Source organism: Streptomyces sp. NPDC093510 (assembly GCF_040683555.1).
GTDB lineage: Bacteria > Actinomycetota > Actinomycetes > Streptomycetales > Streptomycetaceae > Streptomyces.
In genome coordinates, this window is sequence record NZ_JBFBEE010000014.1 from 127171 (window position 1) to 142078 (window position 14908).

14 protein-coding genes are annotated in these 14908 nt (G+C 70.3%); 5 read left to right on the forward strand and 9 right to left on the reverse strand.

What is annotated here, in order from left to right; all coding sequences use genetic code 11:
• Window positions 1-4: 4 nt before the first annotated feature.
• The 4 genes from AB0N81_RS23350 to AB0N81_RS23365 form a co-directional block, all read right to left on the reverse strand.
• Window positions 5-364, reverse strand: a complete 360-nt coding sequence (locus AB0N81_RS23350; RefSeq protein ID WP_365361296.1) for a CU044_2847 family protein — start codon at window positions 362-364, stop codon at window positions 5-7.
• 102 nt (window positions 365-466) lie between these two features.
• Window positions 467-1366 (reverse strand): class I SAM-dependent methyltransferase, encoded by a 900-nt coding sequence (locus AB0N81_RS23355; protein WP_365361298.1) that lies wholly within the window; start codon window positions 1364-1366, stop codon window positions 467-469.
• A 190-nt stretch (window positions 1367-1556) separates the two neighbouring features.
• Window positions 1557-2297, reverse strand: coding sequence for a class I SAM-dependent methyltransferase (locus AB0N81_RS23360; RefSeq protein ID WP_365361300.1), 741 nt, complete (start codon window positions 2295-2297; stop codon window positions 1557-1559).
• A gap of 6 nt (window positions 2298-2303) precedes the next feature.
• Window positions 2304-2609 (reverse strand): 4a-hydroxytetrahydrobiopterin dehydratase, encoded by a 306-nt coding sequence (locus AB0N81_RS23365; RefSeq protein ID WP_365361302.1) that lies wholly within the window; start codon window positions 2607-2609, stop codon window positions 2304-2306.
• Between the two features lie 71 nt (window positions 2610-2680).
• Here AB0N81_RS23365 and AB0N81_RS23370 point away from each other — a divergent pair, with 71 nt between their 5' ends.
• Entirely contained in the window at window positions 2681-3541 is an 861-nt protein-coding gene (locus AB0N81_RS23370; RefSeq protein WP_365361304.1) for a helix-turn-helix transcriptional regulator, read from the forward strand.
• Here the strand turns inward: AB0N81_RS23370 and AB0N81_RS23375 are convergent.
• A complete protein-coding gene (locus tag AB0N81_RS23375) occupies window positions 3538-3966 on the reverse strand; it encodes a hypothetical protein (protein WP_365361306.1) in 429 nt (142 codons plus the stop codon). The two genes, AB0N81_RS23370 and AB0N81_RS23375, sit on opposite strands and share 4 nt — an antisense overlap.
• Before the next feature lie 221 nt (window positions 3967-4187).
• Here AB0N81_RS23375 and AB0N81_RS23380 point away from each other — a divergent pair, with 221 nt between their 5' ends.
• Genes AB0N81_RS23380 through narI form a run of 4 tightly spaced genes read left to right on the forward strand, consistent with a single transcriptional unit; the run spans window position 4188 to window position 10840 of the window.
• Entirely contained in the window at window positions 4188-7880 is a 3693-nt protein-coding gene (locus tag AB0N81_RS23380; RefSeq protein WP_365361308.1) for a nitrate reductase subunit alpha, read from the forward strand.
• Between the two features lies 1 nt (window position 7881).
• A complete protein-coding gene (gene narH, locus AB0N81_RS23385) occupies window positions 7882-9546 on the forward strand; it encodes a nitrate reductase subunit beta (protein WP_365361310.1) in 1665 nt (554 codons plus the stop codon).
• A complete protein-coding gene (narJ, locus tag AB0N81_RS23390; protein ID WP_365361312.1) occupies window positions 9543-10121 on the forward strand; it encodes a nitrate reductase molybdenum cofactor assembly chaperone in 579 nt (192 codons plus the stop codon). Before narH ends, narJ begins: the two co-directional genes overlap by 4 nt.
• Window positions 10118-10840: a respiratory nitrate reductase subunit gamma gene (gene narI, locus AB0N81_RS23395; RefSeq protein WP_365361314.1), complete on the forward strand. Its 723-nt coding sequence runs from the start codon at window positions 10118-10120 to the stop codon at window positions 10838-10840. The genes narJ and narI overlap by 4 nt, the downstream gene beginning before the upstream one ends.
• A gap of 40 nt (window positions 10841-10880) precedes the next feature.
• Here narI and dnaK read toward each other — a convergent pair whose 3' ends face one another.
• The 4 genes from dnaK to AB0N81_RS23415 all read right to left on the reverse strand — a co-directional run bounded on the left by dnaK (window position 10881) and on the right by AB0N81_RS23415 (window position 14723).
• Window positions 10881-12740: a molecular chaperone DnaK gene (dnaK, locus tag AB0N81_RS23400; RefSeq protein WP_365361316.1), complete on the reverse strand. Its 1860-nt coding sequence runs from the start codon at window positions 12738-12740 to the stop codon at window positions 10881-10883.
• A 149-nt stretch (window positions 12741-12889) separates the two neighbouring features.
• Window positions 12890-13315, reverse strand: a complete 426-nt coding sequence (locus AB0N81_RS23405; protein WP_365361318.1) for an OsmC family protein — start codon at window positions 13313-13315, stop codon at window positions 12890-12892.
• 126 nt (window positions 13316-13441) lie between these two features.
• Window positions 13442-13684, reverse strand: a complete 243-nt coding sequence (locus tag AB0N81_RS23410; protein ID WP_365361320.1) for a hypothetical protein — start codon at window positions 13682-13684, stop codon at window positions 13442-13444.
• A 238-nt stretch (window positions 13685-13922) separates the two neighbouring features.
• On the reverse strand, window positions 13923-14723 hold the full coding sequence (locus AB0N81_RS23415) for an SAM-dependent methyltransferase (protein ID WP_365361322.1): 801 nt from the start codon (window positions 14721-14723) through the stop codon (window positions 13923-13925).
• Window positions 14724-14908 lie beyond the last annotated feature (185 nt).

A 14908-nucleotide genomic window follows, 5' to 3' on the forward strand; every position in this document is an offset into this window, starting at 1 on the left:
GTCACTATTCGCCCTGCGTGTCCTGCCGGCCCCCCTCCGGCGGGAGGGGACGCGACCAGGTGAGCTTCACCGTCAGGTGCCCCTCCGCGGCCGTCTTGGCGATGACGGCGCCCGCCACGGCACTGAGCTTGACGCCGAACTCCAGCTCGATCGTCTCGGGGTCGAGGGCCCGGTCGCGGAAGGTCCGCAGCGCCGACATCGCGGCGCCGCGCACGTTGTTCAACGCCGACTCGAAGCGCCCCTCGACGTCGTGGATCTCACCGCCCTCACCCCGCCGGGACACCGACCTGAACCCGGGATCCCTGGTGTCCACCTCGACCACGACGGGCCCCTCGTCGGACTCCCACCGCATCAGTTCGTTCACGGGCGGCCCCCTCGCTCGCTCCCCCGGTCCCCGACGCCCGGCGCTTCCCAAAAGGTACGTCAACCAGCCTTGCCGGGCAGGCCGGTTGACATAACGTCACCCTTACGCGTCCTTGACCGCCACATGCACCGTCTGCGCCGTCAGCAGGAACAGGTCCGGGCGTCGGTGCAGGCTCTGTGGGTCGTTCGGGTCCAGGAGGCGGTCGAAGGTGGCGATGTCGTCCGGGGCGAGGCGTTCCGACTGCATCTCGCGTCGGCGGGTGAACTCCTGCACCACGTGGGCGCGGGCGTCCTCCGGGAGCGGGGCGGGCAGGTCGAGGAGGAAGCTGCGGGTGGCCTCGTACCGCAGGCCCGCGGCGGTGAGCAGCGCCGGCCAGTCCTCCGTCGCACCCTTCGAGCCGTCGAGGCCGTCGCGCATCCCGGCGAACCACTCCTCGTCGGCCGCCTCCAGGCGGGAGAGGAGGCCGGGGCGGCCGAAGCCGATGTCGCGGGGGAGGTAGCGGGGGCTGAGGCCGCCTTCCAGGAGGGCGACGGCGCCGCCGGGTGCCAGCCGGCCGGCGAGGGCGGCGAGGGCGGCGCCCTGGTCGCCGACGTGGTGCAGGGACTTGCACAGCCACAGGAGGTCGGCTTCGGGCACGTCGTCGATGGCGTCGGGGAGCGTGGCGCGGACGGTGTCGAAGCGGTCGGTCAGGCCTTCGTCCGTGGCGCGGTCGCGGGCCCGCCGCAGGAGTGCCTCCTCGGGGTCGGCCGCGACGATCCGCGCTTTGGGGAACGCCTCGGCCAGCAGGAAGGAGACGGCGCCGGGGCCGCTGCCGACGTCGACGACGGTGCCGGGCTCCGGTACCCAGCGGCTGAGCCAGGCCGCCACCTCGCCGTACATCGGTGCGGCGACGCGGGCGTAGCGCTCCAGCATGACGCCCATGGCCGACCAGTCCATGTCACCGTCGTGATCGTGCCCGTGGCCGTGGCCGTGGCCCCCGCCGTGCCCTTGGTGATGCCCCATTGTCTGTGCCGCCTTCCGGTTCGCTGCCCTCGTGGGGGGACACGACCAGCCTGCGCCCGATTCCCGGTTCTCGACGAGTGACATTGCCGGTATGGCAAAAATGGGCGGGACGAGAGCCGTCCCGGGCGGGTCCGGGTCGCGCGTTCAGTCCCGAGGCCGGGTCGCTTTCAGTCCCGAGGCCGGGTCACGTTCAGTCCCGTTTCCGGTAGGCGTTCAGGCTGAACTGGGGGTCGGGGCGTGGGGCCTCCTGGTCCGGGAGGTCCGCGAGCCGGGCGGCGAGCTTCGCGGCCAGCGGGCCGTCGGGCGGGATCGATGTGAACCAGCCGCGCCGCAGATCGTCGACCGTGGAGCGGGGCGAGCGGCCCTGCCCGTGGCCGCGGAACCGCGCCCGCCCCGCCGGCGCGAGACCGTGCTCGGCGGCGTACGCGTCGACGGCCTCGACACGGTCGACCGCGAGCCGCACGGGGCGCGGCGCGAGCACGGCGTCGATGTCGCTGCGCACGTCGTGCGAGGCGGCCTTGTCCACGGTGGTGACGTAGACGCCGCCGGGCCGCAGCACCCTCGCGCACTCGGCGACGACGGACGCCGTCTCCTCGGGCCCGGACAGCAGGTGCAGCAGCCACACGGTGCTGACCGCGTCGAACGACTCGTCGGGGAAGGGAAGTTGGCGGCTGTCGCCGAGGACGACGGTGCCCGGCACCCGGCCCGCCGCCATCCGGGCCATGCGGTACGCGGCGTCCACCCCGGTCACCCGCAGTCCCGGCCGCGCGGCGAGACACCGGGTGACCAGGCCGGTTCCGCAGGCGACGTCGAGGAGCGTGCGGGTGTCGGCGGGCAGCAGGCCGAGGACCGCATCGGCGGCGGCCGCTGCGCGGGGTTCACCGCCGCGCGAGGCGTCGTACCGGTCGGCCTCCTTGCTGTAATCCAGCATCAGCGGTCATCCCGCCCCGTGTGCGGGCGCCAAATCATGGACCCTGCGGGCCAGTTCGAAGTCGAGTTCGGTGACAGCGCCGCCCGCGCTGTGTGTGTTCACGGCGAGGGTTACGGTGTTGTAGCCGAGGGTCAGCTCGGAGTGGTGGCCGAGCTCCTCCTGGGTCCGCGCGATGTGGACGACCATGCCGGTGGCCGCGAAGTGCGAGCCGAGCCGGTAGGAGCGGGTGATCCTGTCACCGCTGAGGGACCAGCCGGGCAGCTCGGTGAGGCGGTCCTCGATCTCCTTCTGCGAGAGCGGTTCGGGGGTCATGGCCACGCTCCTTCCGGGAAGGTCGGTCTTGGGCTCACCCTGCCACAAAGTCTTTCGATTACCGTCTACGTATGACAACCGCCGCGCCCGTCAAGGGGAGCACCAGAGGCAAGGCCAAGGGGACCACCGACAACACGGGCGGGCGCGCCTCCGGAGTGGGGCCGCTGCTGCGCGGCTGGCGCGAGCGGCGCCGGGTGAGCCAGCTGGAGCTGGCGCTGCGCGCCGACTCCTCCGCGCGGCACATCAGCTTCGTCGAGACGGGCAGGTCGCGCCCGAGCGAGGAGTTCCTGCTGCGCATCGCCGACCATCTCGACGTGCCGGTGCGGGACCGCAACTCCCTTCTCCTCGCGGCAGGTTACGCGCCCCGCTTCCGGGAGACCTCGCTGGACGACCCGGCCATGGGCACCTTGCGCGAGGGACTCGAACAGCTGCTGGCAGGCTACGAGCCCTATCCGGCCCTGGTCGTCGACGCGAGGTACGACGTGGTCGCGGCCAACCGCGGCATCACGATGATGCTCGGCGGCATCCCGGACCATCTGCTCGCGCCGCCCCTGAACGCGATGCGGCTGACGCTACACCCGGAGGGCCTGGCCCCGCGGATCCGCAATCTGCGCGAGTGGCGGGGGCATCTGCTGCATCAGATGGAGCGGCAGATCGCGCTGCAGCGCTCGGACGCGCTGCGGGCGGTGTACGAGGAGGTGGCGGCGTATCCGGTGGCGGATCCAGGGGTGGACGCCTTCGAGGCGGGGGCGGAGGTGCCCTATTTCGCGCTGCCGCTGCGGATCGAGCACGACGGACACGTCCTGTCCTTCATCTCCTCGATCTCGACGTTCAACACGCCGATGGACGTGACGGTCGCCGAGCTGGCCATCGAGACTCTGCTCCCGGCCGACCCGGCGACGTCCAAGTACCTCCAGGAGTACGTCTCCTAGCGACGGACCTTCAGCGCCCGCAGCGCCGCGTACTGCAGCGCGGCGAAGCCGCCCACGGTCACGGCCTGGAGCGGGATCCACACCGCTCCGGCCGTGCTGGGCGAGAGCCAGGCGACGAGGGCGACGACACTGGCGAGCGCCCAGACGGCGTTGGCCTCGACGACCGCCTGCACGGCGGCCTTCGGCGGGCTCTTGCGCGAGGCGAGGTAGCCGACGCCCGCCCCGAACAGGGTGAGGAAGACACCGAGGCCGAGGAGCAGCCCGGAGTCGACGCCGAGGAAGTCGCCGAGGGGGCCGGAGGCGGCGGCGTACGCGATGCCGTTGCCGGCGGTCACGACGGCGTCCAGGGCGAGGAAGCGGCGCAGCATCGCCGTCGGGTCGGTGGTGCGGGCGAGCGTGGCGAGCGGGTACGTGGACGTGGCCATGGCGGATGCCTCCCAGGGGGACGGTTCGAGGTGCCGGGTCCGGTCCGGAGTGCGCCGGACCGGACCCGGTGACAGCACTCTGTCGCGCCCGCGCCGACCGGTCGATTACGTCACGGGTAATGCCGCGCGGGCCGCCCCGCAACCCGTACGGCGGCAGCCGAAAGGTGCCACGCGGTTCCCGCGCCTACGTTCGGTGGGAGGCACACCTAGGGAGCTGCACGGTGACAGAGACGACCGAGCCCGCCGCCGCCCTGCTGCGGGCGGGGAAGTTCTTCCGGCGCGGCACCGCCGCCCCCGACCTGCACAGCGTCCGGCTGACCGGCGGCCGGGACGCGGACGCCTTCTACCGGGACCGCTGGAGCCACGACAAGGTCGTGAACTCCACGCACGGCGTGAACTGCACCGGCTCGTGCCGCTGGAAGGTGTACGTCAAGGACGGCATCATCACGTGGGAGACGCAGGCCACGGACTATCCGAGCGTCGGCCCCGACCGGCCCGAGTACGAGCCGCGCGGCTGCCCGCGGGGCGCCGCGTTCTCCTGGTACACGTACTCCCCCACGCGCGTCCGCTACCCGTATCTGCGCGGCGTCCTCCTGGAGATGTACCGGGAGGCGAAGGCGCGCCTGCGGGACCCGGTGCTGGCGTGGGCGGACATCCAGGGCGATCCCGAGCGCCGCCGGACGTATCAACAGGCGCGCGGTAAGGGCGGGTTGGTGCGGGCGTCCTGGGACGAGGCCGTCGAGATCATCGCGGCCGCGCACGTGCACACCATCAAGACGCACGGCCCCGACCGTGTCGCGGGCTTCTCGCCCATCCCGGCGATGTCGATGGTGTCGCACGCGGCCGGCGCCCGGTTCATGTCGCTGATCGGCGCGCCGATGCTCTCCTTCTACGACTGGTACGCGGACCTGCCGGTCGCCTCGCCGCAGGTCTTCGGCGACCAGACCGACGTACCGGAGTCGGGTGACTGGTGGGACGCCGCGTATCTGATGATGTGGGGCTCGAACGTCCCCGTGACGCGGACGCCCGACGCGCACTGGATGGCCGAGGCCCGCTACCGCGGCCAGAAGGTCGTCGTGGTGGCGCCCGACTACGCCGACAACGCCAAGTTCGCCGACGAGTGGCTGCACCCGCACCCCGGCACGGACGGGGCGCTGGCCATCGCGATGGGGCAGGTGATCCTCAAGGAGTTCTTCGTCGAGCGGTCGACGGACTTCTTCACCGACTACGTCCGAAGGTTCACCGACCTTCCCTTCCTGGTGACGCTCACCGAGCGCGACGGCGCGTATGTGCCCTCGAAGTTCCTGCGCGCCACCGACCTCGGCCAGGACACGGGGGACGGCGAGGGCGGCGACTGGAAGACGGCCGTGCTCGACGAGAACACCGGGCGGCCCGCCGTCCCGAACGGCTCGCTGGGCTTCCGCTGGACCGACTCCGGCAAGGGCAAGTGGAATCTGGAGCTCGGCGACATCAAGCCGCTCCTGACCCTCCAGGGCTCGGCGGTCGCGGCGGGCGTCGAGGTGCTGCTGCCCCGTTTCGACACCGAGGGCGGCACGCACGGGCAGGGCCGCGGCGAGGTCGTGCGGCGCGGGGTGCCCGCCACCCGGCTCGGCGGGCAGGACGGGCCGCTGGTCACCACGGTCTTCGATCTACTGCTCGCGCAGTACGGCGTCGGGCGCGAGGGACTGCCGGGCACGTGGCCCACGTCGTACGAGGACGCCTCCCAGCCCGGTACACCCGCCTGGCAGGAGGCCCACACCTCCGTCCCCGCCGCCAAGTGCGTGAAAATCGCGCGGGAGTTCGCCGCGACGGCCGAGAAGTCGCGGGGCCGCTGCATGATCCTCATGGGCGCCGGGACGAACCACTGGTTCCACTCCGAGACGATCTACCGGTCCTTCCTCGCGCTGCTCCAGCTCACCGGCTGCCAGGGCCGCAACGGCGGCGGCTGGGCGCACTACGTCGGCCAGGAGAAGTGCCGCCCGAACACCGGCTGGGCGACCCTCGCGAGCGCCAACGACTGGAGCAGGCCGCCGCGGCAGATGATCGGCACCGCGTACTGGTTCCTCAACACCGATCAGTGGCGTTACGACAAGTTCGCGGCGGACGTGCTCGCCTCACCGCTGGGCGAGGGCAGGTTCGCCGGGATGACGGGCGCCGACTGCCTCGCCCTGTCCGCCCGTACCGGCTGGATGCCGTCGTATCCGACGTTCGACCGCAACTCCCTCGACCTGGGCGAGACCGCGGGCGACCCGGTGGCGAACGTGGTGGCCGAACTCAGGGCGGGCACACTCAAGTTCGCCTGCGAGGACCCCGACGCCCCCGAGAACTGGCCGCGCGTCCTGACCCTGTGGCGCGCCAATCTGCTCGGCTCGTCCGCGAAGGGCGCCGAGTACTTCACCAAGCACCTGCTCGGCACGCACTCGTCCCTGCGGGCCGACGAGGCGGACCCGGACCAGCGTCCCTCCACGGTCACCTGGCGCGACGAGGCGCCCGAGGGGAAGCTCGACCTGCTCGTCTCCCTCGACTTCCGGCAGACGTCGTCAACGCTGCTCTCCGACGTCGTACTGCCCGCCGCCACCTGGTACGAGAAGCACGACCTGTCGACCACGGACATGCACCCCTACGTGCACTCCTTCACCCCGGCCGTCGACCCGCCCTGGCAGGCCCGCACCGACTTCGACACGTTCCGCGCCATCGCCGACCGGCTCAGCGAGCTGGCGGTGGACCACCTGGGCGTGCGCAAGGACGTCGTCGCCACCGCGCTCCAGCACGACACGCCGGGCGAGACCGCGCAGCCCGGCGGGGTCGTCCTGGACTGGCGCAAGGGCGAGTGCGAGCCGGTGCCGGGCAGAACGATGCCGAACCTGGCGGTCGTGGAGCGCGACTACACCGCGATCGGCGCGAAGTTCGCCGCGCTCGGCCCGCTCGCGGAGACGCTCGGGCTGCCCGTGAAGGGCATCACCTTCCACCCCGACCAGGAGGTCGACGAGCTGCGCGAACGCAACGGCGTCGTGCGCGGCGGGCCCGCGGACGGCCGCCCCGCCCTGGACACCGCGGTGAAGGCCGCGAACACCATCCTGGCGCTGTCCGGCACGACGAACGGCCGCCTCGCCACGCAGGGCTTCCACACCCTGGAGGCGCGCACCGGCCAGGAGATGGCGCATTTGGCCGCCGAGCACGAGGGCAAGCGCATCACGTACGCCGACACGCAGGCCGCGCCCGTGCCGGTGATCACGTCACCGGAGTGGAGCGGCAGCGAGTCCGGCGGGCGCAGGTACACGGCGTTCACGCTCAACACCGAGCATCTGAAGCCGTGGCACACGCTCACGGGGCGCCAGCACTTCTTCATCGACCACGACTGGATGCACGAGCTGGGCGAGGCGATGCCCGTCTACCGGCCGCCGCTGGACATGAACCGTCTCTTCGGTGAGCCACGGCTCGGGCCGGACGGCGAACGGGAGGTGACGGTCCGTTACCTCACGCCGCACAACAAGTGGTCGATCCACTCCGAGTACCAGGACAACCTCTTCATGCTGTCCCTCTCGCGCGGCGGTCAGTGCATCTGGATGGCGCCGCAGGACGCGGACGCGATCGGCGTGAAGGACAACGACTGGATCGAAGCCGTCAACCGGAACGGCGTGGTGGTGGCGCGCGCGATCGTCTCGCACCGCATGCCGGCCGGCACGGTCTACATGCACCACGCGCAGGAACGCACCGTGAACGTCCCCAAGGCGGAGACCACCGGCAAGCGCGGCGGCATCCACAACTCGCTGACCCGCCTCATCCTCAAGCCGTCCCATCTCATCGGCGGCTACGCCCAGTTGTCGTGGGCGTTCAACTACCTGGGCCCCACGGGCAATCAGCGCGACGAGGTGACGGTCATCCGCCGCCGCTCGCAGGATGTGGAGTACTGACATGCCCCGTGCCGAAGGCACCATCGGACGCTGTATGGCCCAGATCGCGATGGTGATGAACCTCGACAAGTGCATCGGGTGCCACACCTGCTCCGTCACCTGCAAGCAGGCGTGGACCAACCGCGACGGCATGGAGTACGTCTGGTTCAACAACGTCGAGACCCGCCCCGGCCAGGGCTATCCGCGTCGCTACGAGGACCAGGAGAAGTGGCGCGGCGGCTGGGAGCTGAACAGGCGCGGCGCCCTGAAGCTGAAGAACGGCGGGCGGATCAAGTCGCTCCTGGAGATCTTCTCCAACCCCAAGCTCCCAGAGATCAAGGACTACTACGAGCCCTGGACGTACGAGTACCGGAACCTCACTGACGCCCCGCTGGGCGACGACTACCCGGTGGCCGAACCCCGCTCGCTGATCAGCGGCAAGCCCATGAAGATCGAGTGGTCGTCGAACTGGGACGACAACCTCGGCGGCGCCACCGAGCACGGCGACCTCGACCCGATGGTCGCCAAGACCCGGCAACAGGTCGCGGACAAGGTGAAGTTCACCTTCGAGCAGACCTTCATGTTCTATCTGCCCCGCATCTGCGAGCACTGCCTCAACCCGTCGTGCGTGGCGTCCTGTCCGTCCGGCGCGATGTACAAGCGGTCGGAGGACGGCATCGTCCTCGTCGACCAGGACCACTGCCGGGGCTGGCGCAAGTGCGTGACCGGCTGTCCGTACAAGAAGGTCTACTTCAACCACCGCACCGGCAAGGCCGAGAAGTGCACGCTCTGCTATCCACGCGTCGAGGTGGGCCTGCCGACCGTCTGCTCGGAGACGTGCGTGGGCCGGCTGCGCTACCTCGGCGTGATCCTCTACGACGCCGACAAGGTGACGGCGGCGGCCACCGAGCCCGACGAAAAGAAGCTCTACGACGCCCAGTTGGATGTCTTCCTCGATCCCGAGGATCCCGAGGTGCGGCGTGCGGCGGAGCGGGACGGCATCTCGTACGACTGGATCGAGGCGGCACGCCGCTCCCCCGTGCACGCGCTGATCAGCAAGTACAAGGTGGCGCTCCCGCTGCACCCGGAGTACCGCACCATGCCGATGGTCTGGTACATCCCGCCGCTCTCCCCGGTGGTGGACGCGCTGGCGGAGACCGGCCACGACGGCGAGGACCTGGGCAATCTCTTCGGCGCCATCGACACGCTGCGCATCCCCCTCGAATACCTCGCGGAGATCTTCACCGCCGGGGACGTGGGGCCCGTGCGGTCCTCGCTGGAGAAGCTGGCGGCGATGCGGGCCCACATGCGGGCCATCAACCTCGGTGACACGCCCGACAGTTCGACCGCGGCGGCGGTGGGCATGTCGGGCCCGGAGATCGAGGAGATGTACCGGCTGCTCGCCATCGCGAAGTACGAGGACCGCTACGTCATCCCGACCGCGGCGGTCGCGGACGCCCAGCGCCTGGAGGAGTCCACGCTGCCCGCGGCCTCGGACTCCTGCAGCCTCGACTACGAGGGCGGCCCCGGAATGGGCGGCGACGGCCCGTTCGGCCAGGACTCGGGCCGCAGGCAGCTGCCGCTCGTCACCATCGAGAACTTCCACACGCTGCGGGCCCGGCAGACCACCGACGAGCAGCCCAGCGCGGTGGAGAAGGCCCATGCGCCCAAGGAGGACGAGACGTGACCCGGCACGCGGTGCTGTACCAGGCGGCGGCACTCTGCCTGGCCTACCCTGACGACGAGTTCGGCGCACGGCTTCCGCTGCTGCGGGAGGCCGCGCCCGCGGGCCTGCACGGCTTCCTGGAGTACGCCACGGCCGCCGAGCCCCGCGAGCTCGCCGCGCACTATGTCCAGGTCTTCGACTTCAAGAACCGCCACAGCCTGTATCTGAGCTGGTGGCGCGAGGGCGACACCCGGCGGCGCGGCATGGCCCTGGTCCGCTTCAAGGAGGTCTACCGCGAGCACGGCATGGAGTTCAGCGGCGAGGAGCTGCCGGACTTCCTGCCCGCGGTCCTGGAGTTCTCGGCGCACGCCGGCCCCGTCCTCCTGGAGGAGCACCGCAGCGGCCTGGAGCTGCTGCGCATCGCGCTCGCCGACCACGGCACCCCGTACGCGTCCGTCGTCGAGGCGGTGTGCGCGACACTGCCCGGCCCCTCGCCGAAGGACCGCGCGGAGGCGCTCGCTCTCGCCCGCTCCGGACCGCCGCGCGAGGACGTCGGGCTCCAGCCCTTCGCACTCATCGGGGAGCCCACCTCATGAAGACGCTGCTGTGGGGCGTGCTCCCCTACCTCGCCGTCGTCCTGCTCGTCGCGGGCACCCTCTGGCGCTACCGCTACGACAAGTTCGGCTGGACGACCCGCTCCTCCCAGGTCTACGAGTCGAAGCTCCTGAACATCGCCTCGCCGATGTTCCACTACGGCATCCTCTTCGTGCTCATGGGCCATCTGGTCGGGCTGTTCCTGCCGGAGTCGTGGACCGAGAAGGCGGGCGTCAGCGAACACACGTACCACCTGTTCTCGCTGTACGGCGGCACGGCGGCCGGTGTGCTCCTCGTCCTCGGCATCCTGCTGCTGCTCTACCGGCGGCGGACCAACACGCCGGTGTTCCGCGCCACGACCGCCAACGACAAGCTGATGTACCTGGTGCTGTTCGCGGCGATCGTGCTCGGCATGGTGGCCAAGCTGACGCACGCGTCCGGCGACGGCTACAACTACCGCGATTCCATCGCCCCTTGGGCGCGCAGCCTGTTCACGCTCCAGCCCGACATCGACCGCATGACGGGCGTGCCGCTGCTGTACGAGATCCACGCGGTGGTCGGCATGGTGCTGTTCGCCCTGGTGCCGTTCACCCGGCTGGTGCACATGTTCAGCGCCCCGCTCCAGTACCTGTTCCGTCCGTACGTGGTCTACCGCGGCCGGGACCCGAAGCGGCTGAGCGCGCGGCCGGACCGGCGGGGCTGGGAGCGGACGGGGTCTTGAGCCCACCCGCTCCCGCGCCACCTTCAGGCCGCCGTGTCGCCTAAGGGGTGCCGTCCTTCTTCTGGTCGTCCTCGTCCACGATCTCGGCGTCGACGACGCTCTCCTCGCCGGTGGCCTCCGGGCCCTTCGGTTCCTGGGCGCCCTCGCCGGGAGCCGCGTACATCGCCTGGCCCATCTTCTGGCTGACCGTGGCCAGCTTCTCCGCGCCGGTGCGCAGGGCCGTGGTGTCGTCGGGCCGGTTCTTGAGGGCGTCCTTCAACTCGGCTGCGGCGGCCTCCACTTCGGCCTTCGTGTCCGCGGGCACCCGCTCCCCGTTGTCGCTCAGGAACCGCTCCGTCTGGTAGACGAGCTGCTCGGCCTGGTTGCGGGTCTCCGCCGCCTCGCGGCGTTTGCGGTCCTCCTCGGCGTGCTCCTCCGCCTCCCGCACCATGCGGTTGATGTCGTCCTTGGGCAGCGCGGAGCCGCCCGTCACGGTCATGCGCTGTTCGCGGCCTGTGGCCTCGTCCTTCGCCGAGACGTGCATGATGCCGTTGGCGTCGATGTCGAAGGTGACCTCGATCTTCGGGACGCCCCGGGGCGCGGGCGGCAGGCCGGTCAGGTCGAAGACGCCGAGCTTCTTGTTGTACGCGGCGATCTCCCGCTCGCCCTGGAAGACCTGGATGCCGACCGAGGGCTGGTTGTCCTCGGCGGTCGAGAAGGTCTCCGAACGGCGGGTGGGAATCGTGGTATTGCGCTCGATGAGCTTGGTCATGATGCCGCCCTTGGTCTCGATGCCGAGGGACAGCGGTGTCACATCGAGCAGGAGCACGTCCTTGACGTCCCCGCGGATCACCCCGGCCTGCAGGGCCGCACCGAGCGCGACCACCTCGTCGGGGTTGACGCCCTTGTGCGGGTCCTTGCCGGTGAGTTCCCTGACGAGATCCGTCACCGCGGGCATCCGTGTGGAGCCGCCCACCAGGATCACGTGGTCCACGGCGGAGAGTTTGACGCCCGCGTCCTTGACCGCCTGGTGGAAGGGCTCCTTGCAGCGGTCGAGCAGGTCCGCGGTGAGCTCCTGGAACTGTGCGCGCGTCAGCTTCTCGGCGAGGTGCAGCGGGCCTTCCGACGAGGCCGTGATGTAGGGCAGGTTGATGTCCGTCTCGCTCGACGAGGACAGCTCGATCTTCGCCTTCTCGGCGCCCTCGCGCAGGCGCTGGAGCGCCATCTTGTCCTTGCCGAGGTCGACGCCGTGCCCGTTCTTGAACTGACGCACCAGGTATTCGACGATCCGCTGGTCCCAGTCGTCGCCGCCGAGCTGTGTGTCGCCGTTGGTGGCCTTCACCTCGATGACGCCCTCGCCCATCTCCAGGAGCGAGACGTCGAAGGTGCCGCCGCCGAGGTCGAAGACGAGGACGGTCTGGTCGTCGCCCTTGTCGAGGCCGTAGGCGAGGGCCGCCGCCGTCGGTTCGTTGATGATGCGCAGGACGTTGAGCCCGGCAATCTCGCCGGCCTCCTTGGTGGCCTGGCGCTGGGTGTCGTCGAAGTACGCGGGCACGGTGACCACCGCGTCGGTGACGTCCTCCCCCAGGTACGACTCGGCGTCGCGCTTGAGTTTCTGCAGGACGCGCGCGGAGAGTTCCTGCGCGGTGTAGCGGGTGTTGTCCACGGAGCCGCTCTCCGGGAACCGCCAGCCGCTGTCGCCCATGTGGCGTTTGACGGAGCGCGCGGTGCGCTCCACGTTGGTGACCGCCTGCCGCTTGGCGACCTCGCCCACAAGGACGTCGCCGTTCTTCGCGAAGGCGACGACGGAGGGTGTGGTGCGTGCGCCCTCCGCGTTGGCGACGACGGTGGGCTCACCGCCCTCCAGCACGGCCACCACTGAGTTCGTCGTCCCGAGATCGATCCCGACCGCACGTGCCATGGTCCAGTCCCTTCCGCCGCGAGCTCACGTCCCCCGTTTCCAGGTCTACTCCGTTCCCCATCACAAAACTTGAGCGGATTCTTGTCAATGCCGCACGTGACAATGCCGCCACCCCGGCAAGGGTGACGGCACGGTCAACAGGGGCCGGGTCAGGCCAGCTTGGCCGAAAGCGTGATGGTCGTGCCCGACAGGGCCTGACTCACCGGGCAGTTGGCCTTGGCGTCCTCGGCGGCCGCGACGAAGGCGTCCTCGTCGAGACCCGGCACGGTGCCCTCGACGGTGAGGTGGATGCCGGTGATGCCGGTGCCGGGCTGGAAGGTCACGTCGGCGGAGGTGGTGAGGCGGCTGGGCGGGGTGCCCGCACCGGTCAGGCCGTGCGACAGCGCCATGGAGAAGCAGCTGGAGTGCGCGGCGGCGATCAGCTCCTCGGGGCTGGTCTTGCCGTTCGCCTCCTCGGCGCGCGACGGCCAGGACACCGGCTGCTCCCCGATGCCGGAGGAGTCGAAGGTGACGGTGCCCGAGCCCTCCGTCAGAGAGCCTTCCCAGACCGTGTGCGCGGAGCGCGTGGTAGCCACGATTGCGTTTCCCTTCAGTGCGGATCCGTGATCGGAAGTTCCGTTGCCACCATCCGATCACACTCCGGGTGAAAAGGGGGCGCGTGGGGCGGCGGCAGCGTCGCGAACACCCTTTCCGGGACGACTTCAGGCTGCCGGTGCGCTCACCCTCGCCCACTCGGTGACCAGACGACTCAGCGGGATGACGAGGACGGCGGAGATGAGCACGAGGGCGCCCGTGAAGATCCAGATGCCCCGTTCCTGGTCGATCGACAAGGCGACCCAGCTACCGATGAGCGCGCCCGAGGGCAGGCCCAGCAGAGGACGCCAGTCCCGGCCCCGCAGGGCGAGGAGGATTCCCGGAAACAGAGCCACGAAGCCGCCGGTCATGAGGAGGATGCTCCTGCCCTCATGCTCTCCTTTTCCCGACTCCGTCGCGCAGTACCGTTTCCCTGGCGTGCAGTCGGCTGCGTCGATCGCGTCTGCCACCCCCCAGGCCAGCGCGACAACAGCACATACGAGCACGACGAAGGACCCCCACCTGGCCAGCATGGGCCGAGCATAGGTCACACGCGGAGTCACGCGTGAACCCTTTCAGAAGGGTCGAAGCCCGTGGCGATCCGCCCCGTCAGGGCTTCCGGGCCACCGCCCCGTACATCGCGATGGCACCGTCGTCGATGCCGTCCTGGAGAGGGCCCGGGCGCCACTTGTGCACCTGGGTGACGCCCGGGGCCAGCAGGTCCAGGCCGTCGAACAAGGAGGTGGCGGTCGGGAGGTCGCGGAGCACCATGGGCATGCCCTGCTGCTCGTACTCCTCGGCGACCCGGCCGACTTCCTCGGGCGCGAAGTCGGCGGTGCCGATCGTCATGGCCAGGAAGCTGCCCGACGGGAGCGGCTCCAGCAGACGCCGCACGAGGCTCCGGTCGTCCGGCGGCAGGATGAAGTGCAGTATGCCGATGATCATCAGGCCGACCGGCTCGTCCAGATCTATCAAGTCACGGAACTCGGGACTCTCCAGGATGGCGTCCGGGTCGTGCATGTCGGCGTCGACGTAGGCGGTCGCCCCCTCCGGCGAGCTCTGCAGCAGGGCGCGGGCGTGGGCCAGGACGATCGGGTCGTTGTCGACGTAGACCACGCGGGACTCCGGCGCCACGCCCTGCACCACCTCGTGCAGGTTGGGGGCGGTCGGCAGGCCGGTGCCGATGTCGAGGAACTGCCTGACCCCCTGTTCCTGGGCGAGGAACCGCCCGGCGCGGTGCATGAACCGCCGGTTCTCCAGCATGTGCACGGGCAGCGCCGGCCAGTGCCGGCACATGGCGTCGCCCGCCTCGACATCGACAAGGTAGTGGTCCTTGCCCCCCAGGATGTAGTCGTACACCCGCGCCGAATGTGCCGTCGAGGTGTCGATCCGATCACCTGCGCTGTGCATGGGCAACTCCGCTCCTCACCAAAGACATTGAACTGCGAACGTTATGTCACACCGGCGGCGCGAAGGACGCGATACCGCCACGGAGACGCCACCGGACACCACTGGGGGACGGCGGGCGCGGGCGTTGCGCGGGGGCTTCTCCAGGATGCGCGGAGAGAGCAACTTCCGATCAAGCGCCGCCATTC

Bases quoted from the DNA above. Each gene is read 5' to 3' on its own strand.
- AB0N81_RS23355 (WP_365361298.1), bottom strand. From the start codon at position 1,366: ATGGGGCATCACCAAGGGCACGGCGGGGGCCACGGCCACGGCCACGGG.
- AB0N81_RS23360 (WP_365361300.1), bottom strand. From the start codon at position 2,297: ATGCTGGATTACAGCAAGGAGGCCGACCGGTACGACGCCTCGCGCGGC.
- AB0N81_RS23365 (WP_365361302.1), bottom strand. From the start codon at position 2,609: ATGACCCCCGAACCGCTCTCGCAGAAGGAGATCGAGGACCGCCTCACC.
- AB0N81_RS23370 (WP_365361304.1), top strand. From the start codon at position 2,681: ATGACAACCGCCGCGCCCGTCAAGGGGAGCACCAGAGGCAAGGCCAAG.
- AB0N81_RS23375 (WP_365361306.1), bottom strand. From the start codon at position 3,966: ATGGCCACGTCCACGTACCCGCTCGCCACGCTCGCCCGCACCACCGAC.
- narH (WP_365361310.1), top strand. From the start codon at position 7,882: ATGCCCCGTGCCGAAGGCACCATCGGACGCTGTATGGCCCAGATCGCG.
- narI (WP_365361314.1), top strand. From the start codon at position 10,118: ATGAAGACGCTGCTGTGGGGCGTGCTCCCCTACCTCGCCGTCGTCCTG.
- dnaK (WP_365361316.1), bottom strand. From the start codon at position 12,740: ATGGCACGTGCGGTCGGGATCGATCTCGGGACGACGAACTCAGTGGTG.
- AB0N81_RS23410 (WP_365361320.1), bottom strand. From the start codon at position 13,684: ATGACCGGCGGCTTCGTGGCTCTGTTTCCGGGAATCCTCCTCGCCCTG.
- AB0N81_RS23415 (WP_365361322.1), bottom strand. From the start codon at position 14,723: ATGCACAGCGCAGGTGATCGGATCGACACCTCGACGGCACATTCGGCG.